This window comes from Pseudomonas sp. LBUM1669, assembly GCF_059695705.1.
The window spans coordinates 5,962,895-5,982,044 of the sequence record NZ_CP166784.1; the positions used below are offsets into that span (position 1 = coordinate 5,962,895).

Annotated in this window: 23 protein-coding genes; 17 read left to right on the forward strand and 6 right to left on the reverse strand. The window is 61.0% G+C overall.

What is annotated here, in order from left to right:
• Window positions 1-19 precede the first annotated feature (19 nt).
• From ACA051_RS27735 to pilG, 4 genes are all read right to left on the reverse strand, one after another.
• A complete protein-coding gene (locus tag ACA051_RS27735; RefSeq protein WP_497372676.1) occupies window positions 20-2,077 on the reverse strand; it encodes a methyl-accepting chemotaxis protein in 2,058 nt (685 codons plus the stop codon).
• Between the two features lie 147 nt (window positions 2,078-2,224).
• Entirely contained in the window at window positions 2,225-2,764 is a 540-nt protein-coding gene (locus ACA051_RS27740; RefSeq protein ID WP_497306109.1) for a chemotaxis protein CheW, read from the reverse strand.
• Between the two features lie 10 nt (window positions 2,765-2,774).
• Window positions 2,775-3,140 (reverse strand): twitching motility response regulator PilH, encoded by a 366-nt coding sequence (pilH, locus tag ACA051_RS27745; protein ID WP_027926574.1) that lies wholly within the window; start codon window positions 3,138-3,140, stop codon window positions 2,775-2,777.
• Window positions 3,141-3,197: 57 nt separating this feature from the next.
• A complete protein-coding gene (gene pilG / locus ACA051_RS27750; RefSeq protein ID WP_497306111.1) occupies window positions 3,198-3,602 on the reverse strand; it encodes a twitching motility response regulator PilG in 405 nt (134 codons plus the stop codon).
• A gap of 235 nt (window positions 3,603-3,837) precedes the next feature.
• On the opposite strand from pilG, the gene gshB reads away from it, so the two are divergent.
• The 7 genes from gshB (at window position 3,838) to ACA051_RS27785 (ending at window position 9,859) form a co-directional block, all read left to right on the forward strand.
• Window positions 3,838-4,791 (forward strand): glutathione synthase, encoded by a 954-nt coding sequence (gshB, locus tag ACA051_RS27755; RefSeq protein ID WP_497306113.1) that lies wholly within the window; start codon window positions 3,838-3,840, stop codon window positions 4,789-4,791.
• A gap of 77 nt (window positions 4,792-4,868) precedes the next feature.
• Window positions 4,869-5,768 carry an energy transducer TonB gene (locus ACA051_RS27760; protein ID WP_497306115.1) on the forward strand — a complete coding sequence of 300 codons (900 nt, stop codon included), beginning with the start codon at window positions 4,869-4,871 and terminating at the stop codon, window positions 5,766-5,768.
• A 197-nt stretch (window positions 5,769-5,965) separates the two neighbouring features.
• The gene (locus ACA051_RS27765; RefSeq protein WP_077747229.1) at window positions 5,966-6,538 is read left to right on the forward strand and encodes a YqgE/AlgH family protein; all 573 of its coding nucleotides are present in this window, start codon (window positions 5,966-5,968) and stop codon (window positions 6,536-6,538) included.
• Window positions 6,538-6,975 carry a Holliday junction resolvase RuvX gene (gene ruvX / locus ACA051_RS27770; protein ID WP_003195067.1) on the forward strand — a complete coding sequence of 146 codons (438 nt, stop codon included), beginning with the start codon at window positions 6,538-6,540 and terminating at the stop codon, window positions 6,973-6,975. Before ACA051_RS27765 ends, ruvX begins: the two co-directional genes overlap by 1 nt.
• Window positions 6,976-7,055: 80 nt before the next feature.
• Window positions 7,056-7,559, forward strand: a complete 504-nt coding sequence (pyrR, locus tag ACA051_RS27775; protein WP_497306118.1) for a bifunctional pyr operon transcriptional regulator/uracil phosphoribosyltransferase PyrR — start codon at window positions 7,056-7,058, stop codon at window positions 7,557-7,559.
• Window positions 7,560-7,586: 27 nt separating this feature from the next.
• Window positions 7,587-8,591 (forward strand): aspartate carbamoyltransferase catalytic subunit, encoded by a 1,005-nt coding sequence (locus ACA051_RS27780; RefSeq protein ID WP_007897943.1) that lies wholly within the window; start codon window positions 7,587-7,589, stop codon window positions 8,589-8,591.
• Window positions 8,588-9,859, forward strand: coding sequence for a dihydroorotase (locus tag ACA051_RS27785; protein WP_497306120.1), 1,272 nt, complete (start codon window positions 8,588-8,590; stop codon window positions 9,857-9,859). Before ACA051_RS27780 ends, ACA051_RS27785 begins: the two co-directional genes overlap by 4 nt.
• A gap of 97 nt (window positions 9,860-9,956) precedes the next feature.
• On the opposite strand, the gene ACA051_RS27790 is transcribed toward ACA051_RS27785, so the two are convergent.
• A complete protein-coding gene (locus ACA051_RS27790; RefSeq protein ID WP_497306122.1) occupies window positions 9,957-10,388 on the reverse strand; it encodes an NINE protein in 432 nt (143 codons plus the stop codon).
• Between the two features lie 249 nt (window positions 10,389-10,637).
• Here ACA051_RS27790 and ACA051_RS27795 point away from each other — a divergent pair, with 249 nt between their 5' ends.
• The gene (locus ACA051_RS27795; protein ID WP_077747226.1) at window positions 10,638-11,255 is read left to right on the forward strand and encodes a C40 family peptidase; all 618 of its coding nucleotides are present in this window, start codon (window positions 10,638-10,640) and stop codon (window positions 11,253-11,255) included.
• A gap of 132 nt (window positions 11,256-11,387) precedes the next feature.
• Here ACA051_RS27795 and ACA051_RS27800 read toward each other — a convergent pair whose 3' ends face one another.
• Window positions 11,388-12,422, reverse strand: coding sequence for a type IV pilus twitching motility protein PilT (locus tag ACA051_RS27800; RefSeq protein WP_461977523.1), 1,035 nt, complete (start codon window positions 12,420-12,422; stop codon window positions 11,388-11,390).
• 56 nt (window positions 12,423-12,478) lie between these two features.
• On the opposite strand from ACA051_RS27800, the gene ACA051_RS27805 reads away from it, so the two are divergent.
• The 9 genes from ACA051_RS27805 to hemW all read left to right on the forward strand — a co-directional run bounded on the left by ACA051_RS27805 (window position 12,479) and on the right by hemW (window position 19,132).
• On the forward strand, window positions 12,479-13,165 hold the full coding sequence (locus ACA051_RS27805; protein ID WP_497372678.1) for a YggS family pyridoxal phosphate-dependent enzyme: 687 nt from the start codon (window positions 12,479-12,481) through the stop codon (window positions 13,163-13,165).
• Window positions 13,166-13,199: 34 nt separating this feature from the next.
• On the forward strand, window positions 13,200-14,018 hold the full coding sequence (gene proC, locus ACA051_RS27810; RefSeq protein ID WP_497372680.1) for a pyrroline-5-carboxylate reductase: 819 nt from the start codon (window positions 13,200-13,202) through the stop codon (window positions 14,016-14,018).
• A 24-nt stretch (window positions 14,019-14,042) separates the two neighbouring features.
• Window positions 14,043-14,630, forward strand: coding sequence for a YggT family protein (locus ACA051_RS27815; protein WP_497306128.1), 588 nt, complete (start codon window positions 14,043-14,045; stop codon window positions 14,628-14,630).
• On the forward strand, window positions 14,630-14,926 hold the full coding sequence (locus ACA051_RS27820) for a DUF167 domain-containing protein (protein WP_415758753.1): 297 nt from the start codon (window positions 14,630-14,632) through the stop codon (window positions 14,924-14,926). Before ACA051_RS27815 ends, ACA051_RS27820 begins: the two co-directional genes overlap by 1 nt.
• A gap of 182 nt (window positions 14,927-15,108) precedes the next feature.
• A complete protein-coding gene (gene metX / locus ACA051_RS27825) occupies window positions 15,109-16,248 on the forward strand; it encodes a homoserine O-succinyltransferase MetX (RefSeq protein WP_497306130.1) in 1,140 nt (379 codons plus the stop codon).
• Between the two features lie 7 nt (window positions 16,249-16,255).
• On the forward strand, window positions 16,256-16,876 hold the full coding sequence (metW, locus tag ACA051_RS27830; protein ID WP_497372682.1) for a methionine biosynthesis protein MetW: 621 nt from the start codon (window positions 16,256-16,258) through the stop codon (window positions 16,874-16,876).
• Window positions 16,877-16,902: 26 nt separating this feature from the next.
• Window positions 16,903-17,337 (forward strand): DUF4426 domain-containing protein, encoded by a 435-nt coding sequence (locus ACA051_RS27835; RefSeq protein WP_497306132.1) that lies wholly within the window; start codon window positions 16,903-16,905, stop codon window positions 17,335-17,337.
• On the forward strand, window positions 17,334-17,930 hold the full coding sequence (gene rdgB, locus ACA051_RS27840) for an RdgB/HAM1 family non-canonical purine NTP pyrophosphatase (protein ID WP_497306134.1): 597 nt from the start codon (window positions 17,334-17,336) through the stop codon (window positions 17,928-17,930). Before ACA051_RS27835 ends, rdgB begins: the two co-directional genes overlap by 4 nt.
• Window positions 17,927-19,132 carry a radical SAM family heme chaperone HemW gene (gene hemW, locus ACA051_RS27845; RefSeq protein ID WP_497372684.1) on the forward strand — a complete coding sequence of 402 codons (1,206 nt, stop codon included), beginning with the start codon at window positions 17,927-17,929 and terminating at the stop codon, window positions 19,130-19,132. Before rdgB ends, hemW begins: the two co-directional genes overlap by 4 nt.
• Window positions 19,133-19,150 lie beyond the last annotated feature (18 nt).

Consider the following 19,150-nt stretch of genomic DNA (forward strand, 5'->3'; position numbering starts at 1 on the left):
GCATACGCCCGCAGGCGATTCACACTGTGTCCGCCGCTTGCGCCTTGGCGGCCGGCAAGGTGAAACCGGACACCGAGCGCCGCAGTTGGCTGGCCATTTTTGCCAGGTTGCCGATGCTCTCGGCGGTGGCGGTGGAGCCCGATGAAGTCTGCGTGGTGATCTGCTGGATCACGTTCATGGTCAGGGAAATCTGACCGGCCGAAGACGTCTGCTGCTGCGCGGCGTTGGAAATACTCTGGATCAGCGCCGCCAGGGTCTTCGACACACCTTCGATTTCTTCCAGGGCCACTCCGGCATCCTGCGCCAGACGCGCGCCGCGCACCACTTCGGTGGTGGTCTGCTCCATGGAAATCACCGCTTCGTTGGTGTCGGTCTGGATCGCCCGCACCAGGGTTTCGATCTGCCGGGTGGCGGCGGATGAGCGCTCGGCCAGCCGCTGCACTTCGTCGGCCACCACCGCAAAACCGCGCCCGGCATCACCGGCCATCGAAGCCTGGATCGCCGCGTTGAGCGCGAGGATGTTGGTCTGATCGGCAATGTCATCGATCAGGCTGACAATGTCCCCGATTTCCTGAGAAGACTCGCCCAAACGTTTGATGCGCTTGGCCGTGTCCTGAATCTGCTCGCGAATGTTGTCCATGCCGTGGATGGTGTTGTGCACCACCTCGTTGCCCTTGTTGGCGATTTCCACCGAACGTTCGGCCACCGCCGAGGACTCGGCGGCGTTGGCCGAAACCTGGTCGATGGACTGCGCCATGTCGTTGATCGCGGTGGACGCTTCGCTGATCTGTTGCGCCTGATGCTCCGAGGCCTGCGCCAGGTGCATGGCGGTGGCCTGGGTTTCCTGCACGGCAGCGGCGACCTGGCCGGCGGTGAGGTTGATGGTCGCCACCAGATCGCGCAGTTGATCGACGGAATAGTTGATCGAGTCGGCGATGGTCCCGGTGAAGTCTTCGGTGACCGAGGCCGTCACGGTGAGGTCGCCGTCGGCCAGGTCTTCGATCTCGTCGAGCAGGCGCATGATCGCGGTCTGGTTGCGCTCGTTCTTCTCGGCGGTTTCGCGCAGCTGGCGATTGGTTTCGCGAACCATCACCAGGCCGATGAGGATGATCGACATCAGCGCCAGCAGGCCCAGCACGTAGCCGCCGATGGTGTCGGTGTCACGCCCGCCAGCGAGGTTTTCGAACCCGGTAGCCAGGAGCGAGGCTTCGTCGAGCAGGGTTTGCGACAAGGTGAAAATGTTGGTCGCCGATTCGCGAACCTTTAACAGCTCCGGCGAGGTTTCGAGGATTTCATCCACAGAGCCGGAAACGAATTCGAACAGCTCGGAAATCTCGGTCAACCTGGCACGAGCATCGCGGTCTTCGACCTGGCTGACCCGCAGCGAGGTATTGCCCTGGAGCATGCCGTTGAGCACCTGACCGAATCGCGCGGCGTCACGACCGAACGCGTCGGCGGCCTGTTGCGAGTTTTCATCACCCGAAAGCACGGTGTTCACCGCGCCCAGAATGCGCTCGGCCAGCAGCGATTGGCGCTGGGCCATGGCCACCTGAGCGGCCGGCGCGCCGCGCTGCAAGAGGATTTCGACGACTTTTTCGTACTCGACCTGCAACTGCGGCACGGTTTCGGCCAGCGTTGCGGCGACCTGATGCAGCGACAGTACGGTCTGCTCGCTGGAGAGGATGGCGTCGGTGTTTTTCAGCAGGCGTTCCCAGTCGAGCTGCACAGCGCGCATTTCCGGGCGCACGGTGGACGGCGCCGGCGGCAGGCCGGTGGCCGGGTCGCCCTTTTTCAGGTAACCCCAGCGTTGGGCAAAGTCGTTGCGCGCATCGCTCAGCAGCTTGAACGCCGCCGCTTTGCCGGCAGCGGCCTCGGTGGCGTTTTTGGCGATGCGTTGGGACAGCACGCGCAGCTCGCCGGCGTGGCCGATGTACTGTTTGTCATACGTGGCTTGCGTGTTGAGGTAAGCGAAGTTGGCGAACAGCAGCATGATAAAGATGATCAGCGCGATGAACAGCACGATGATCTGCGAGCGGCTGCGCGATCCTTCTGGCTTGCCTGTTTTTGTTTTTATCATCGGTCCTCGCCTGTACTACCCAATTCAACGACGCCCTTGTAGGAGCGAGGCTTGCCCGCGAAGCAGGCGCTACGGTCTTACAGGAACACTGCGTTATCGTTCTTCGCGGGCAAGCCTCGCTCCTACAGGATTGCGGCGTCGCCTGGATTACAACGCTACATGCATGAAGCTTTGTGACTGCGCCAGCGTAAACGGGCTGAATATTTGCCAGCTCTGCTCACGCTGAAACCGGCCCCGGACGAACGCGGCAATCGGCCCGTGCAGATCGGCCATCGACACCGGTTCCAGACTGTCCTGGGCAAAGTGCTGCAAGCCGAAGACTTCGTCGACCATCAACCCGGCAAACACTTCGCCGTGTTCCACCACCAACACCCTTCGCTGTTTGCGTAGGGTCGACTGTTCATGACCGAAGAAGCTGCACAAATCCATGATCGGCAGCAATCGCCCGCGCAGGTTGGCCACACCCTTGACCCAGGGTTTGACGCCCGGCAATTGGGTGAAACGCGGTTCGTGCAGGACCTCGCTGACTTCGCCCATGGGCGCGACGTACCAGTTTTCGCCCAAGCGAAAGCCGATGCCGCTCCAGCGGTCCTGTCGGGTCGGCTGGGATGGCAGATCCGCCGCCAGCAGACGACAGCGCTGGTCGATCTGCAGCAGCAGTTCGAAAGCCGTCAGCGACTCGGTCATGGCCGGACGATCAACCGGCCAGCACGTTGTTCAGGGTTTTGATCAGGGTCTCTTCGTCGACCGGCTTGGTCAGGTAATCCTTGGCGCCCTGGCGCGTGCCCCAGACTTTGTCGGTTTCCTGATCCTTGGTGGTGATGATGATCACCGGGATGTGCCCGGTGTCCGGGTCTTTGGTCAACTGGCGGGTCGCCTGGAAACCGTTGAGGCCGGGCATGACGATGTCCATCAGCACCGCGTCCGGTTTTTCCTGGCGGGCCAGGGCCACGCCGTCAGCGCCGTTTTCGGCTTTCAACACTTCATGACCGTGCTTTTCCAGCATGCCGGTCAGTTTGTACATTTCGGTCGGCGAATCATCGACGATCAGAATACGTGCCATGGTCTTCCCCATTCTTGTCAACGCCAGGCCCGCTGGCCAAGCGTCACTGTGAGTATCCTACTGCGGCAAAACGGCGGCGAAGCCCGGTACATGGGCCTGGATCGCGTTCAGCAGTTCTTCCTTGCTGAAAGGCTTGGTTAAAAACTGATCGGAGCCGACGATGCGCCCCTTGGCCTTGTCGAACAGCCCGTCCTTGGACGACAGCATAATCACTGGCGTGGACTTGAACGCACTGTTGTTCTTGATCAACGCGCACGTCTGATAGCCATCCAGGCGCGGCATCATGATGTCGACAAAGATGATGCCGGGGTGGTTGTCGGCAATCTTGGCCAGGGCATCGAAACCATCGATGGCCGTGATGACTTCACAACCCACGTTCTTCAACAGCGTTTCGGCGGTGCGGCGAATCGTCTTCGAATCGTCGATCACCATGACCTTCAAGGCGCTGGGATGCTGGTCCATAAATGCTCTGCCGTCGCCTTTGCGAATCAAATTGTCCGTTTTTCGGTTACCGGTGGCTCGAAACCCTTGATGTTCAAGGGCCAGCACCACGTGGCAGCCTTTTTAGCACAGTCTCCAACACCAATCTATCGGCCGACTGGCACAGTGGTTTTTCCTTGACCGGGAACACACTCAGCGCCACTCTGACGCCACTTTTTCGTGTCCGTTCGGACCACCCAAATTCGAGGAAAAACCCATGAGCGTTCGCGTCGGGATTGTCATGGATCCTATTGCCAGCATCTCCTATAAAAAGGATAGCTCGCTGGCCATGCTGCTGGCCGCACAGAAGCGCGGCTGGGAACTGTTCTATATGGAACAGCGCGATTTGTATCAGGGCGAAGGCGAGGCACGTGCGCGGATGCGTCCCCTGAAAGTCTTCGCCAACCCGGAAAAATGGTTTGAACTGGAAGCCGAGACCGACGCACTGCTGAGCGATCTGGACGTGATCTTGATGCGCAAGGATCCGCCGTTCGACATGGAGTTCGTCTACGCCACGTACCTGCTGGAACAAGCCGAGCGCGCGGGCGTGCTAGTGGTCAACAAGCCGCAGAGCCTGCGCGACTGCAATGAAAAGCTGTTCGCCACGCTGTTCCCGCAGTGCACGCCGCCGACCGTGGTCAGCCGCCGCGCCGACGTACTGCGTGAATTCGCCGCCAAACACGGCGACGTGATCCTCAAGCCGCTGGACGGCATGGGCGGCACCTCGATCTTCCGTCATCGCGCGGGCGATCCGAACCTGTCGGTGATTCTGGAAACCCTGACCGCGCTGGGCACCCAACAGATCATGGGCCAGGCGTACCTGCCGGCGATCAAGGACGGCGACAAACGCATCCTGATGATCGACGGCGAGCCAGTGGATTACTGCCTGGCGCGGATCCCCGCCGCTGGCGAAACCCGTGGCAACCTGGCGGCCGGCGGGCGCGGTGAAGCCCGCCCGCTGACCGACAAGGATCGCTGGATTGCCGCACAAGTCGGCCCGACTCTGCGTGAGAAAGGCCTGTTGTTCGTGGGCCTCGACGTGATCGGCGAACACCTGACCGAAATCAACGTCACCAGCCCGACCTGCATTCGCGAGATTGATAATGCCTTCGGCACCGACATTGGCGGGATGCTGATGGATGCCATCGATCAGAAGCTCAAGGCTCGTTGATATAGAACAGCCAAGATGAAACCAACATTGCGTTATCATGCGCGGCCTGTGAAAAAAGCGATGTTGGTTCCCTTGTTATGACACTTCCGTCCGATCTGCCCGCTGAACTCGCCCATCGTGGCGTGCGCCCGGCCGATCGCCTCGGATTTACCCTGTTTCTCGCGGCGCTGATTCACCTGGCCTTGCTGTTGGGCGTCGGCTTTACGATGGTCGAACCCAAGCAAATCAGCAAAACCCTGGAAATCACCCTCGCCACCTTCAAAAGCGAAAAGAAGCCTGCGAAAGCTGATTTCCTCGCCCAGGAAAATCAGGAAGGCAGCGGCACCCTGGATAAAAAGGCGATTCCCAAGACCACCGAGGTCGCGCCGTTCCAGGACAACAAGGTGCAGAAAGTCACGCCACCGCCGGCCGCCAAGCCGCCAGTGCCGGAAGCAGCGCCCAAGGCTGCCGTGACCACGGTCGCGCCGAAGCCCAAAAAAGCCCCGGCGAAGAACGAAGAGGTCAAGCCCCTAACCAAACCCGCGGTGGCCGCGCCGACGTTCGACAGTGAACAGCTGTCCAGCGACATCGCCAGCCTGGAAGCGGAACTGGCCAACGAACAGCAGCTGTACGCCAAGCGCCCGCGTATCCACCGCCTGAGCGCTGCTTCGACCATGAAAGACAAGGGCGCCTGGTATAAGGACGAATGGCGCAAGAAGGTCGAGCGCATCGGCAACCTGAATTACCCCGACGAGGCACGGCGCAAGCAGATCTACGGCAATTTGCGACTGATGGTCTCGATCAACCGCGATGGCTCGCTTTATGAGGTGCTGGTGCTGGAATCCTCCGGGCAACCGTTGCTGGATCAGGCGGCGCAGCGGATTGTGCGGCTGGCGGCACCGTTTTCACCGTTTACCGGGGATTTGTCGGACATCGACCGGCTGGAGATCATCCGGACCTGGAAGTTTGCGCGCGGGGACAAGCTCTCCAGTAACTGATCGATTGATTTGTGGTGGTTGGGCCGACGCCTTCGCGGGCAAGCCTCGCTCCTACAGGTACGGTGTTTACTTTGTAGGAGCGAGGCTTGCCCGCGAAGAGGCCCTCAAGCAAACCCAAATCAAAAAGACACCTGCGCAGGCATTTGCTGTGCATCCCCAGCTTGTCAGTTCGCCCCTCCAACGCCACACTAGCGCTCATGAAGAACGTCAGCCCCAGCTACCTCAAGCATCACTTCCTGATCGCCATGCCTCACATGGCCGACCCGAACTTTGCGCACACCTTGACCTACATCGTCGAGCACACGGCCAATGGTGCCATGGGGCTGGTGGTCAACCGCCCGCAAGACCTGAATCTGGCTGATATCCTTGAGCAATTGCGCCCCGACATCGAACCGCCCGTGCTCTGCCAGCATGTGCCGATCTTTATCGGCGGCCCGGTGCAGACCGATCGCGGCTTCGTCCTGCACCCTTCCGGCAAGACCTTTCAGGCGACCGTTGATCTGGAAGGCGACCTTTCCTTGTCTACCTCCCAGGACGTGTTGTTCGCCATCGCTGACGGCGTCGGCCCGGCCAAAAGCGTCATTGCCCTCGGTTACGCCGGTTGGGAAGCCGGGCAACTTGAAGCCGAGCTGGCGCAGAACGCCTGGCTGACCTGCCCGTTCGACGCCGACATCCTGTTCAACACCAGCAGCGAACTGCGCCTGGATGCAGCGGCAAAGCACCTCGGAGTCAATCTCAGCCTGCTCACCAGCCAGGCGGGGCACGCCTGATGGCCCTGCGACTGATTCTGGGTTTTGACTACGGCACCAAACAGATCGGCGTTGCGGTCGGCCAGGTGATTACCGGCCAGGCCCGCGAGCTGTGCACCTTGAAGGCACAAAACGGTGTTCCCGACTGGAATCAGGTCGAAGCCCTCATTAAAGAGTGGAAGCCCGACGCTGTCGTCGTCGGCCTGCCGCTGAACATGGATGGCACGCCGAGCGACATGTGCCTGCGCGCGGAGAAATTCGCCCGCCGCCTCAATGGCCGCTACAACCTGCCCTTCTATACCCACGATGAGCGCCTGACCACCTTTGAAGCCAAGGGCGAGCGGCGTGATCGGGGCGGACAAAAGGGCAGCTACCGCGACAACCCGGTCGACGCCATCGCCGCCGCCCTGCTGTTGCAAGGCTGGCTCGACGAAAACACCGCACTGTTCGAATCCTGAAGCGCCGTCACAGCGTCTCTCTTAGCGACAACCCGAGCCAAACCCCGCACGCACCGGCTCGGGCCAAAGAAGGAGCAACCATGAGCCTGCCCAATCCCGCCGAACTGATCAGCCAGATGGCGATCCGTCTCAAGGCACACCTGGAACACCGTGGCATCAGCGAACCGCGTTACATCGGCATTCGTACCGGCGGCGTCTGGGTCGCCCAGGCGTTGCTCGATGAACTGGGCAGCGACTCGCCCCTCGGCACCCTGGACGTGTCCTTCTACCGCGACGACTTCAGCCAGAACGGCCTGCACCCGCAAGTGCGCCCCTCCGCCCTGCCGTTCGAAATCGAAGGCCAGCACCTGGTGCTGATCGACGACGTGCTGATGAGCGGCCGGACCATCCGCGCCGCCATGAATGAACTGTTCGACTACGGCCGCCCGGCCAGCGTGACGCTGGTGTGCCTGCTGGACCTGGACGCCGGCGAGCTGCCGATCCGCCCGAACGTGGTCGGCGCGACGCTGGCGCTTGCGGCCCACGAGCGGGTGAAGCTGTCCGGCCCGGAGCTCAAGCTCGAACTGCAAGACCTCGCCCTTTAATTCGCCCTATTGAGAGTCCCCCTCGCGATGACGCCTCTAGAAACCAAGCGCCCGCTGCAGCTCAATGATCAGGGCCAGCTGCGCCACTTCCTCTCGCTCGACGGTTTGCGCCGCGAGTTGCTGACGGAAATCCTCGACACCGCCGACTCGTTCCTCGAAGTCGGCGCCCGGGCGGTGAAAAAAGTCCCGTTGCTGCGCGGCAAGACCGTGTGCAACGTGTTCTTCGAGAACTCCACCCGCACCCGCACCACCTTCGAGCTGGCGGCCCAGCGCCTGTCGGCCGACGTCATCACCCTGAACGTGTCAACGTCGTCGGCGAGCAAGGGCGAAACCCTGCTCGACACCCTGCGCAACCTGGAAGCCATGGCGGCCGACATGTTCGTCGTGCGTCACGGTGACTCCGGCGCTGCGCACTTCATCGCCGAACATGTCTGCCCGCAAGTGGCGATCATCAACGGCGGCGACGGCCGTCACGCCCACCCGACCCAGGGCATGCTCGACATGCTGACGATTCGTCGGCACAAGGGCGGCTTTGAAAACCTTTCCGTAGCCATCGTCGGCGACATCCTGCACTCGCGGGTGGCGCGCTCGAACATGCTGGCGCTGAAAACCCTCGGTTGCCCGGACATCCGCGTGATCGCGCCGAAAACCCTGCTGCCGATCGGCATCGAGCAATACGGCGTGAAGGTCTACACCGACATGACCGAAGGCCTGAAAGACGTCGACGTTGTGATCATGCTGCGCCTGCAACGTGAGCGCATGACCGGCGGCCTGCTGCCAAGCGAGGGCGAGTTCTACCGCCTGTTCGGCCTGACCACCGCGCGCCTGGCCGGAGCCAAACCGGATTGCATCGTCATGCACCCAGGACCGATAAACCGCGGGGTGGAGATTGAGTCGGCGGTAGCCGACGGCCCGCACTCGGTGATCCTCAACCAGGTCACCTACGGTATTGCGATTCGTATGGCCGTGTTGTCCATGGCCATGAGCGGGCAGACTGCCCAGCGCCAATTCGAGCAGGAGAACGCCCAGTGAAGCTCAGCATTCTCGGCGCACGTGTCATCGACCCGGCCAGCGGCCTGGATCAAGTTACCGATATCCATATTGAAGCCTGCAAGGTCGTCGCACTTGGCGCCGCGCCCGCCGGTTTTGTGCCCGTCGACACCATTGACGCCAAAGGCCTGGTGGCTGCCCCCGGCCTGGTTGACCTGAACGTCGCCCTGCGTGAGCCGGGTTATAGCCGCAAAGGCTCGATCGTCAGCGAAACCCGCGCGGCCGCGGCCGGTGGCGTGACCAGCCTGTGCTGCCCGCCGAAAACCAAACCGGTGCTCGATACTTCGGCCGTGGCCGAACTGATCCTTGACCGCGCCCGCGAGGCCGGCAACACCAAAGTATTCCCCATCGGCGCCCTGAGCAAAGGCCTGGACGGCGAGCAACTGGCCGAGCTGGTCGCCTTGCGCGATGCCGGCTGTGTGGCCTTCGGCAACGGCCTGGAGAGCTTCCGCAACACCCGCACGTTGTGCCGGGCGCTGGAATATGCGGCGACCTTCGACCTGACGGTGATTTTCAACTCGCAGGACCACGACCTGGCTGAAGGTGGATTGGCCCATGAAGGCCCGACCGCCAGTTTCCTCGGCTTGCCGGGCATTCCGGAAACCGCTGAAACAGTGGCCCTGGCCCGAGACCTGCTGCTGGTCGAGCAAAGCGGCGTGCGTGCGCACTTCAGCCAGCTCACCAGCGCCCGCGGCGTGGCCCTGATTGCTCAAGCCCAGGCTCGCGGCCTGCCGGTGACCGCCGATGTGGCGTTGTATCAACTGATCCTGACCGACGAAGCGCTGATCGACTTCAGCAGCCTCTATCACGTCCAGCCACCGCTGCGCACCCGCGCCGACCGCGATGGCTTGCGCGCAGCGGTCAAGTCGGGCGTGGTTTCGGCCATCTCCAGCCATCACCAGCCCCACGAACGGGACGCCAAACTGGCGCCGTTTGGCGCGACCGAACCGGGCATCAGCAGTGTTGAACTGCTACTGCCGCTGGCGATGACGCTGGTGGAGGATGGGTTGCTGGATCTGCCGACATTGTTGGCGCGCCTCAGCGCCGGGCCTGCCGAGGCGTTGCGCCTGCCGGCCGGTAAGTTGGCCGTGGGTGGACCAGCGGACATCGTGCTGTTTGATCCGGCGGCTTCGACCGTGGCAGGCGAAACCTGGCTGTCCAAAGGCGAAAACTGCCCGTTCATTGGCCACAGCCTGCCAAGCGTCGTGCGCTACACCCTGGTGGATGGGCGGATTAGCCACCAGGCGTAACACTGTGGCGAGGGAGCTTGCTCCCGCTGGGTCGCGAAGCGACCCCAAAGCAGGGTCTGCTGCGCAGCCCAGCGGGAGCAAGCTCCCTCGCCACAAGTTACTGGAACGTGCCGCGATTCTGCGCGTTGCGCACGGAAACCTGGTCATTCAGCGTCCAGAAGTCATACAAAACCCCCAGAAAGAACAACCCGCCCGTCACCAGGTACAGCAATCCGCTGATCCACTTCCCCTGATACATCCGGTGTACGCCGAATATCCCGAGAAACGTCAGCAGAATCCACGCCACGTTGTACTCGATAGGCCCGGCGGTAAAACGCAGGTCCGCTTCACGGTCCATGGCCGGGATCAGGAACACGTCGATCAGCCAGCCAATCCCCAGCAATCCAAAGGTGAAAAACCAGATCGTCCCGGTCACCGGCTTGCCGTAATAGAAGCGGTGCGCCCCGGTAAAACCAAAAATCCACAGCAGGTAGCCGATCATTTTGCTGTGCGTATCTTGCTGCTGGCCAGCCTGTTGATAGGTGTTCATGAAGGACCTCGATTCACACGATAGATAAATATTCTTGAATTCTTTGTGACTTTTTTACAGGTTGCCGACGTATGGCAAATGTTAACGTGGGTTCCGTCAAAGCCTTATACCACCTGACTCCTGTCCGACAATTGCGTCCATTTGCCGCTTATTTGGTTCCGTTGACCACAAGTTGAATCGACCAACGGCCTCGGAAGGACAAAAAAAGCTGTTATAAAGTTGCGCGCTAACCCATATGAGCCTTGCCTAATGCGTCCATTTTTCAAGACATGGCTAACCATTTGCCTTTTGATGCCACTGGCCGCCCACGCCACCAATCGTGAGCAACGTCTTCCAAACGTTAATGGTTACACCCAAAAATCTCATGTTTCTGCTCCTTCGAGCAAAAACAAGAAAACCGAAAAACGTGCTCCACAGCTGGCTAGCAAAAGCAGCCTTGTTCCGCCGATGGCGACCAAGGAAAGCAGCAACGTGCTGAGTCGCGCCGTCAACGTCCTCGGTACACCTTACCGTTGGGGCGGCAGCAGCCCAAGTAAAGGGTTCGATTGCAGCGGCCTGGTGAAATACGCGTTCAACGATGCCACGTTTGACCTGCCACGCACGTCCAATGCCATGGCCAGCGGTCATGGCGAGAAAGTCGATCGCAAGGATCTGAAGCCGGGCGACCTGATTTTCTTCAACATCAAGAGCCGTCGGGTCAATCACGTTGCCATCTACCTGGGCAACGACCGCTTTATCCACGCACCGCGCCGTGGCAAGTCGGTGACCATCGACACCCTGAAGAAACCGTACTGGGAAAGCCACTACGTGGTTGCCAAGCGGGTTCTGCCGAAAGAGAAGAACACCCTTCAGGTTGTTCAGCGCTGATCTGCTGACGCCTTCGCGGCTTTTGTGGCGAGGGAGCTTACTCCCGCTGGAGTGCACAGCGCTCCCCGTTTTTAGGTCTGCTTCGCAGCCCAGCGGGAGCAAGCTCCCTCGCCACAGGTCCGCATTCCACCCTCAGAAATTATCCGGCGACCGCGCCTTCTCCCGCGCATGCTCCCGACTGATCAAGCCCTTGGTCACCAGTTCCTTCAAGCACATATCCAGCGTCTGCATCCCCAGGTTGCCCCCGGTCTGAATCGACGAGTACATCTGCGCCACCTTGTCTTCGCGGATCAGGTTACGGATCGCCGACGTGCCAAGCATGATTTCGTGTGCCGCAATGCGCCCACCGCCGATCTTCTTGATCAGGGTCTGCGACACCACCGCCAGTAACGACTCGGACAGCATCGAACGCACCATCGACTTCTCGTCCCCCGGAAACACGTCCACCACCCGGTCGATGGTCTTCGCCGCTGACGTGGTGTGCAGCGTGCCGAACACCAGGTGACCGGTCTCGGCGGCCGTCAGTGCCAGGCGGATGGTTTCCAGATCGCGCATCTCCCCGACCAAAATCACGTCCGGATCTTCCCGCAGGGCCGAACGCAGGGCCGTGGCGAAGCTGCGGGTATCGCGATGGACTTCGCGCTGATTGATCAGGCATTTGCGCGATTCGTGGACGAACTCGATCGGGTCTTCGATGGTGAGGATGTGGTGATGGCGATGGTTGTTCAGGTAATCGATCATCGCCGCCAGGGTGGTGGACTTGCCGGACCCGGTGGGGCCCGTCACCAGCACCAGCCCGCGCGGCGCCTCGGTAATCTTGCGAAACACCTCGCCCATGCCGAGGTCGTCCATGCTCAGGACTTTCGACGGGATGGTCCGGAACACCGCACCCGCCCCCCGGTTCTGGTTGAAGGCGTTGACCCGGAAACGCGCCACACCGGGCACTTCGAAGGAAAAATCAGTTTCCAGGTGTTTCTCGAAGTCCACCCGCTGGGTGTCGTTCATGATGTCGTAGATCAGTTCATGCACCTGTTTGTGGTCCAGGGCCGGCAGGTTGATGCGCCTCACATCGCCGTCAACACGAATCATCGGTGGCAGGCCGGCAGACAGGTGCAGGTCGGACGCGCCCTGTTTAGCGCTGAAGGCCAGCAGCTCAGTGATATCCATAGCGCTCCTCAATTCCAGTAGAATGCCGCCAACCTTCAAACCGCCGGCGCCTCTTGATGTCCACGATAGCAGACAACATTATTCAGGTTAGTTCGCGCATCCACGCCGCCGCCCTCGCCGCCCACCGCGACGAACACAGCGTCCAGCTGCTGGCCGTGAGCAAGACCAAGCCCGCCGCAGCCCTGCGTGAAGCCCATGCCGCCGGGATTCGTGACTTTGGCGAAAACTATCTGCAGGAAGCCCTGGGCAAACAGCTCGAATTGGCCGACCTGCCCTTGATCTGGCACTTCATCGGCCCCATTCAATCGAACAAGACTCGCGCTATCGCCGAGCACTTCGCCTGGGTGCATTCCGTGGATCGCTTGAAAATCGCACAACGCCTGTCCGAACAACGCCCTGCCGACCTGCCGCCCTTGAACATCTGCATCCAGGTCAACGTCAGCGGTGAAACCAGCAAATCCGGCTGCACCCCGGCCGACCTGCCGGCCCTGGCCAAGGCCATCAGCGAATTGCCGCGCATCCAGTTGCGCGGGTTGATGGCGATCCCTGAGCCGACTTACGATCGCGCCGTCCAGGACGCCGCTTTTGCTGCCGTACAAAGCCTGCAAGCCAGCCTGAACCTGCCGCTCGACACACTTTCCATGGGCATGAGCCACGACCTCGAGTCGGCCATCGCCCAGGGCGCCACTTGGGTCCGCATCGGTACGGCCCTGTTTGGCGCCCGCGACTACGGTCAACCATGACAATGGCTGACGCCTCTCTTTATAAGGACCTGACATGAGCAAGACTCGTATTGCCTTTATCGGTGCCGGAAACATGGCCGCCAGCCTGATCGGCGGCCTGCGCGCCAAAGGTCTGGACGCCGCACAGATCCGCGCCAGCGATCCGGGCGCCGAAACCCGTGCCAAGGTGCAGGCCGAACACGGCGTTGAAGTTTTCGCTGAAAACGCCGATGCCATTCAAGGCGCTGACGTGGTCGTGCTGGCGGTCAAACCCCAGGCGATGAAAGCCGTGTGCGAAGCGATTCGCCCGAGCCTGAAGCCGAATCAACTGGTGGTTTCGATTGCGGCCGGCATCACCTGCGCCAGCATGAACCACTGGCTCGGCGCCCAGCCGATCGTGCGCTGCATGCCCAACACCCCGGCGCTGCTACGTCAGGGCGTAAGTGGTTTGTTTGCCACGGCCGAAGTCAACGCTGAGCAACGTCAGCAGGCCGAAGAGCTGTTGTCGGCGGTCGGCATTGCGCTGTGGCTGAGCGAAGAGCAGCAACTGGACGCGGTCACCGCCGTCTCCGGCTCGGGCCCGGCGTACTTCTTCCTGCTGATCGAAGCCATGACCGCTGCCGGCGTGAAGCTCGGCCTGCCAGCGGACATCGCCGCCCAACTGACGCTGCAAACCGCGCTGGGCGCTGCGCACATGGCGGTTGCCAGCGATGTCGACGCTGCAGAACTGCGTCGTCGCGTGACGTCCCCTGCGGGCACCACGGAAGCGGCAATCAAATCGTTCCAGGCCGGCGGCTTCGAAGCGCTGGTGGAAAAAGCACTCGGTGCCGCTGCGCACCGCTCGGCCGAGATGGCTGAGCAACTTGGCCGCTAATCAGCTCTTACAAAGGAATCAATGATGCTTGGACTCAATGACGCTGCCATTTTCATAATCAAAACCCTGGGCAGCCTGTACCTGCTGATCGTACTGATGCGCTTCATCCTGCAACTGGTTCGGGCGAATTTTTACAACCCGCTCTGCCAGTTCATCGTGAAAGCCACTCAACCTCTGCTCAAGCCGCTGCGCCGGGTCATCCCGAGCATGTTCGGGCTGGACATGTCGTCCCTGGTATTGGCGCTGATCATTCAGATACTGCTGATTGCGGTGATCCTGCTGCTCAAAGGCTTCATGGTCGACTGGCTGTTCCTGGTGCCGTGGGCCCTGATCGCCCTCTTCTCGCTGTTTTTGAATATTATTTTCTGGGCGATGATCATCAGCGTGATTCTGTCCTGGGTCGCCCCGGGGAGCCACAATCCGGGTGCAGAGCTGGTCGCGCAGATCACTGAACCGGTACTCGCCCCGTTCCGTCGGATCATTCCGAACCTGGGTGGCCTCGACATCTCGCCGATCTTCGCGTTTATCGTGATCCAGTTGCTGCAAAGCTGGCTGATCCCGCGTCTTGCGAACTTCGCCCTCATGCCGCTGGGGCTGCTCGGCCTGATCTGATGAGCTACTTTCGCTGGGACGGTGACGACCTGATTCTGGAATGTCACCTGCAACCAGCGGCCCGCAGCGATGATTTCTGCGGGCTGCACGGTGATCGGCTGAAGATTCGCCTGACCGCACCACCGGTCGAAGGCAAGGCCAATGCGTATCTGATCGCGTTTTTGGCCAAGGCGTTTGGGGTGTCCAAGAGTCAGGTCAGTCTGATCAGCGGAGAGTTGAACCGGCAGAAGCGGGTGCGGATCTGTTCGCCGAAGAAGCTGCCGGATTTACCGGATCTGCTGCGTCCGGCAGGCTGACCGTGTCATCGTTCTTCGCGGGCCAGCCTCGCGCCTACAAGATTACGCAATCCCTGTAGGAGCGAGGCTTGCCCGCGAATGCCGCACCTCGGTCCCGCTGAATGAAATCAGGCCCGCCCTTTGCTTGCTGCTAGGGGCAGCGGTCTTTAGACTTACGCCTCATTTCAACGAGAGCAGGGTCGATGCCAACTGCCTTTCCCGCCGATTCTGTTGGTCTGGTGACGCCGCAAGTGGCGCACTTCAGTGAACCCCTGGCCCTGGCCTGCGGCCGTTCGCTCCCAGCTTATGACCTCATTTACGAAACCTACGGCACGCTGAACACCACGGCGAGCAACGCCGTGCTGATCTGCCACGCCTTGTCCGGTCATCATCACGCTGCCGGCTTCCACAGCCCCGACGACCGCAAACCCGGCTGGTGGGACAGCTGCATCGGCCCTGGCAAGCCGATCGACACCAACAAATTCTTCGTGGTCAGCCTGAACAACCTCGGCGGCTGCAACGGCTCCACCGGCCCCAGCAGCACCAACCCGGAGACCGGCAAGCCGTTCGGCGCCGACTTCCCGGTGCTGACCGTGGAAGACTGGGTGCACAGTCAGGCGCGCCTGGCGGACCGGATCGGCATCAGCCAATGGGCCGCCGTGATTGGCGGCAGCCTCGGCGGCATGCAGGCGATGCAGTGGAGCATCACCTACCCCGAACGCATTCGCCATTGCCTGGCCATCGCCTCGGCCCCCAAGTTGTCGGCGCAGAACATCGCCTTCAACGAAGTGGCGCGCCAGGCGATCCTCACCGACCCCGAATTCCACGGCGGCTCGTTCCAGGAGGCGGGCGTGATCCCCAAGCGCGGCTTGATGCTGGCGCGGATGGTCGGGCACATCACCTACCTGTCCGATGACTCGATGGGTGAGAAATTCGGCCGTGGCCTGAAGAGCGAAAAGCTCAACTACGACTTCCACAGCGTCGAGTTCCAGGTCGAAAGCTACCTGCGTTATCAAGGCGAAGAGTTCTCCGGGCGTTTCGACGCCAACACCTACCTGCTGATGACCAAGGCGCTGGACTACTTCGATCCGGCGGCGAACTTCGACGATGACCTGGCGAAAACCTTCGCCCATGCACAGGCCAAGTTCTGCGTGATGTCTTTCACCACCGACTGGCGCTTCTCCCCTGCCCGCTCGCGGGAACTGGTGGACGCGCTGATGGCGGCCAAGAAAGACGTCTGCTACCTCGAGATCGACGCTCCGCAAGGCCACGACGCCTTCCTGATTCCGATCCCGCGTTACTTGCAGGCCTTCAGCAATTACATGAACCGCATTACGTTGTGAGAAAGCCATGAGAGCTGATCTGGAAATCATCCAGGAATGGATCCCCGCCGGCAGCCGCGTGCTCGACCTCGGTTGCGGCGACGGCGAACTGCTGACCTGGCTGCGCGATAACAAACAAGTGACCGGCTATGGCCTGGAAAACGACCCGGACAACATCGCCGAATGCGTGGCCAAGGGCATCAACGTGATCAAGCAGGACCTGGACAAGGGTCTGGGCAACTTCGCCAGCAACAGCTTCGACATCGTGGTCATGACCCAGGCGCTGCAAGCGGTGCATTACCCGGACAAGATCCTCGACGAAATGCTGCGGGTCGGCCGCCAGTGCATCATCACCTTCCCCAACTTCGGTCACTGGCGCTGCCGCTGGTACCTGGCGAGCAAGGGCCGGATGCCGGTGTCCGAGTTTCTGCCGTACACCTGGTACAACACGCCGAACATCCACTTCTGCACCTTCGAAGACTTTGAAGCACTTTGTCGCGAACGTGAAGCCAAGGTCATTGATCGGCTGGCCGTGGATCAACAGCACCGCCACGGGTGGGCCAGTAAGCTATGGCCTAATCTGTTAGGTGAAATCGGTATTTACCGCGTCAGCAGCCCCGGGTTGCAAGACCACAAGGTCGCGGTCTGAGTCACGACACTTCGAGGAGAACGAACATGGGTCGTCTAGCGCTGTTTGTACTTACTGCCTGCCTGAGCGTCACGGCCATGGCCGCCGACGTCATCAAAGGTGATCGTCAGGAAAAATTTGGTGATGTGACGGTGCATTACAACACCTTCAACTCGACCTTCCTGACCCCTGATATCGCTAAAGCCGCGGAACTTACCCGCAGCAAGAACCAAGGCGTGATCAACGTATCGGTGATCAAGGAAGGCAAACCGCTGATGGCTCAGGTCAGCGGTACGGTCAAAGACCTGACCAGCCAAAGCGTGCCGCTGAAATTCAAACAGATCACCGAACAAGGCGCGATCTACTACATCGCCCAGTTCCCGGTCGATCAGCAGGAAGTCCGCACCTTCGAGATCAAGGTGCAGAACGGCGACAAAATCAACACCATCAATTTCAACCAAGAGCTTTTCCCCGGCGAATGATCAACTTCACGCAACTCGTACTGGCCAGCCACAACGCCGGCAAACTCAAGGAACTCCAGGCCATGCTCGGCGAGTCGGTGCAACTGCGCTCGATCGGCGAGTTCAGCAGCGTCGAGCCTGAAGAAACCGGCTTGTCGTTCGTCGAGAACGCGATCCTCAAGGCCCGCAATGCCGCGCGCATCTCCGGTCTGCCGGCGCTGGCCGACGATTCCGGGCTGGCGGTGGATTTCCTTGGCGGTGCGCCGGGTATCTATTCGGCTCGTTACGCGGATGGCCAGGGCGATGCGGCGAACAACGCCAAACTGCTCGACGCGTTGAAGGATGTGCCAGAAGCCGAACGCGGCGCACAGTTCGTCTGCGTTCTGGCGCTGGTGCGACATGCCGACGACCCGCTGCCGATCCTCTGCGAAGGTCTGTGGCACGGGCGCATCTTGCCGGCGGCCAGCGGCGAACATGGTTTTGGCTACGATCCACTGTTCTGGGTGCCAGAGCGTGATTGCTCCAGCGCCGAGCTGAGCCCCAGCGAAAAGAACCTCATCAGCCACCGCGCCCGTGCAATGGATCTGCTGCGCCAGCGTCTAGGCCTGATATGACCCACGACTCATCCGCGTCACCGCTGATTTTCGGCGGCGCCGCCCAATCGCCTCGGGCCGCGCTCACCGTGCTGCCGCCCCTGGCGCTGTACATCCACATCCCGTGGTGTGTGCGCAAATGCCCTTATTGCGATTTCAATTCCCACACCGCCAGCCCCGTGCTGCCTGAGCAGGAATACGTCGACGCGTTGCTGGCGGACCTCGATCAGGACCTGCACGCGGTTTACGGTCGTGAGCTGAGCTCGATTTTCTTCGGTGGCGGCACGCCGAGCCTGTTCAGCGCCGAAGCCTTGGGCCGTTTGCTCAAAGGCGTCGAGCAGCGGATTCCGTTCGCCAGCGACATTGAAATCACCCTGGAAGCCAATCCCGGCACGTTCGAGCAAGAGAAATTCGTCGCCTACCGCGCCCTGGGCATCAATCGCCTGTCGATCGGCATCCAGAGCTTTCAGGAAGAAAAACTCAAGGCCCTAGGGCGAATTCACAACGGCGACGAAGCGGTGCGTGCTGCCGGCATGGCGCGTCAGGCCGGGTTCGATAACTTCAACCTGGACTTGATGCACGGCTTGCCCGATCAGTCGCTGGACGACGCGTTGAGCGACCTGCGTCAGGCAATCGCCCTGAAGCCGACGCATCTGTCCTGGTATCAACTGACGCTGGAGCCGAACACGGTGTTCTGGAACCAGCGGCCGACGCTGCCGGAAGACGACACGCTGTGGGACATTCAGGAAGCCGGCCAGGCGCTGCTCGCCGAACACGGTTACGCGCAATACGAAGTCTCAGCGTATGCCCAGCCCGGTCGTCCGGCACGTCATAACCTAAATTACTGGAGCTTCGGCGACTTCATCGGCATCGGTGCCGGCGCCCACGGCAAACTCAGCCATCCCGACGGGCGCATCGTGCGCACCTGGAAGACTCGCCTGCCGAAGGATTACCTGAACCCTGCGAAAAGCTTCAAGGCTGGCGAGAAAGCGCTGACCAACGATGAACTGCCGTTCGAGTTCCTGATGAATGCCTTGCGCCTGACCGAGGGCGTCGAATCGCGGCTGTATCCGGAACGCACCGGACTGAGCCTGGAAAGCCTCGCAGAAGGCCGCCGGGAAGCCGAACAAAGCGGCTTGTTGCAGGTCGAACCGTCACGTCTGGCGGCGACCGATCGCGGACAGCTGTTTCTCAATGATTTGCTGCAAATATTTCTGAGCTGATTTCAGCCTTAGGGGAAA

Excerpts from the sequence above, each read along its gene's own strand:
- ACA051_RS27735 (WP_497372676.1), bottom strand. The coding sequence starts at position 2,077 with ATGATAAAAACAAAAACAGGCAAGCCAGAAGGATCGCGCAGCCGCTCG.
- ACA051_RS27740 (WP_497306109.1), bottom strand. The coding sequence starts at position 2,764 with ATGACCGAGTCGCTGACGGCTTTCGAACTGCTGCTGCAGATCGACCAG.
- pilH (WP_027926574.1), bottom strand. The coding sequence starts at position 3,140 with ATGGCACGTATTCTGATCGTCGATGATTCGCCGACCGAAATGTACAAA.
- pilG (WP_497306111.1), bottom strand. The coding sequence starts at position 3,602 with ATGGACCAGCATCCCAGCGCCTTGAAGGTCATGGTGATCGACGATTCG.
- gshB (WP_497306113.1), top strand. The coding sequence starts at position 3,838 with ATGAGCGTTCGCGTCGGGATTGTCATGGATCCTATTGCCAGCATCTCC.
- ACA051_RS27760 (WP_497306115.1), top strand. The coding sequence starts at position 4,869 with ATGACACTTCCGTCCGATCTGCCCGCTGAACTCGCCCATCGTGGCGTG.
- ACA051_RS27765 (WP_077747229.1), top strand. The coding sequence starts at position 5,966 with ATGAAGAACGTCAGCCCCAGCTACCTCAAGCATCACTTCCTGATCGCC.
- ruvX (WP_003195067.1), top strand. The coding sequence starts at position 6,538 with ATGGCCCTGCGACTGATTCTGGGTTTTGACTACGGCACCAAACAGATC.
- pyrR (WP_497306118.1), top strand. The coding sequence starts at position 7,056 with ATGAGCCTGCCCAATCCCGCCGAACTGATCAGCCAGATGGCGATCCGT.
- ACA051_RS27780 (WP_007897943.1), top strand. The coding sequence starts at position 7,587 with ATGACGCCTCTAGAAACCAAGCGCCCGCTGCAGCTCAATGATCAGGGC.
- ACA051_RS27790 (WP_497306122.1), bottom strand. The coding sequence starts at position 10,388 with ATGAACACCTATCAACAGGCTGGCCAGCAGCAAGATACGCACAGCAAA.
- ACA051_RS27795 (WP_077747226.1), top strand. The coding sequence starts at position 10,638 with ATGCGTCCATTTTTCAAGACATGGCTAACCATTTGCCTTTTGATGCCA.
- ACA051_RS27800 (WP_461977523.1), bottom strand. The coding sequence starts at position 12,422 with ATGGATATCACTGAGCTGCTGGCCTTCAGCGCTAAACAGGGCGCGTCC.
- ACA051_RS27805 (WP_497372678.1), top strand. The coding sequence starts at position 12,479 with ATGTCCACGATAGCAGACAACATTATTCAGGTTAGTTCGCGCATCCAC.
- proC (WP_497372680.1), top strand. The coding sequence starts at position 13,200 with ATGAGCAAGACTCGTATTGCCTTTATCGGTGCCGGAAACATGGCCGCC.
- ACA051_RS27815 (WP_497306128.1), top strand. The coding sequence starts at position 14,043 with ATGCTTGGACTCAATGACGCTGCCATTTTCATAATCAAAACCCTGGGC.
- ACA051_RS27820 (WP_415758753.1), top strand. The coding sequence starts at position 14,630 with ATGAGCTACTTTCGCTGGGACGGTGACGACCTGATTCTGGAATGTCAC.
- metX (WP_497306130.1), top strand. The coding sequence starts at position 15,109 with ATGCCAACTGCCTTTCCCGCCGATTCTGTTGGTCTGGTGACGCCGCAA.
- metW (WP_497372682.1), top strand. The coding sequence starts at position 16,256 with ATGAGAGCTGATCTGGAAATCATCCAGGAATGGATCCCCGCCGGCAGC.
- ACA051_RS27835 (WP_497306132.1), top strand. The coding sequence starts at position 16,903 with ATGGGTCGTCTAGCGCTGTTTGTACTTACTGCCTGCCTGAGCGTCACG.
- rdgB (WP_497306134.1), top strand. The coding sequence starts at position 17,334 with ATGATCAACTTCACGCAACTCGTACTGGCCAGCCACAACGCCGGCAAA.
- hemW (WP_497372684.1), top strand. The coding sequence starts at position 17,927 with ATGACCCACGACTCATCCGCGTCACCGCTGATTTTCGGCGGCGCCGCC.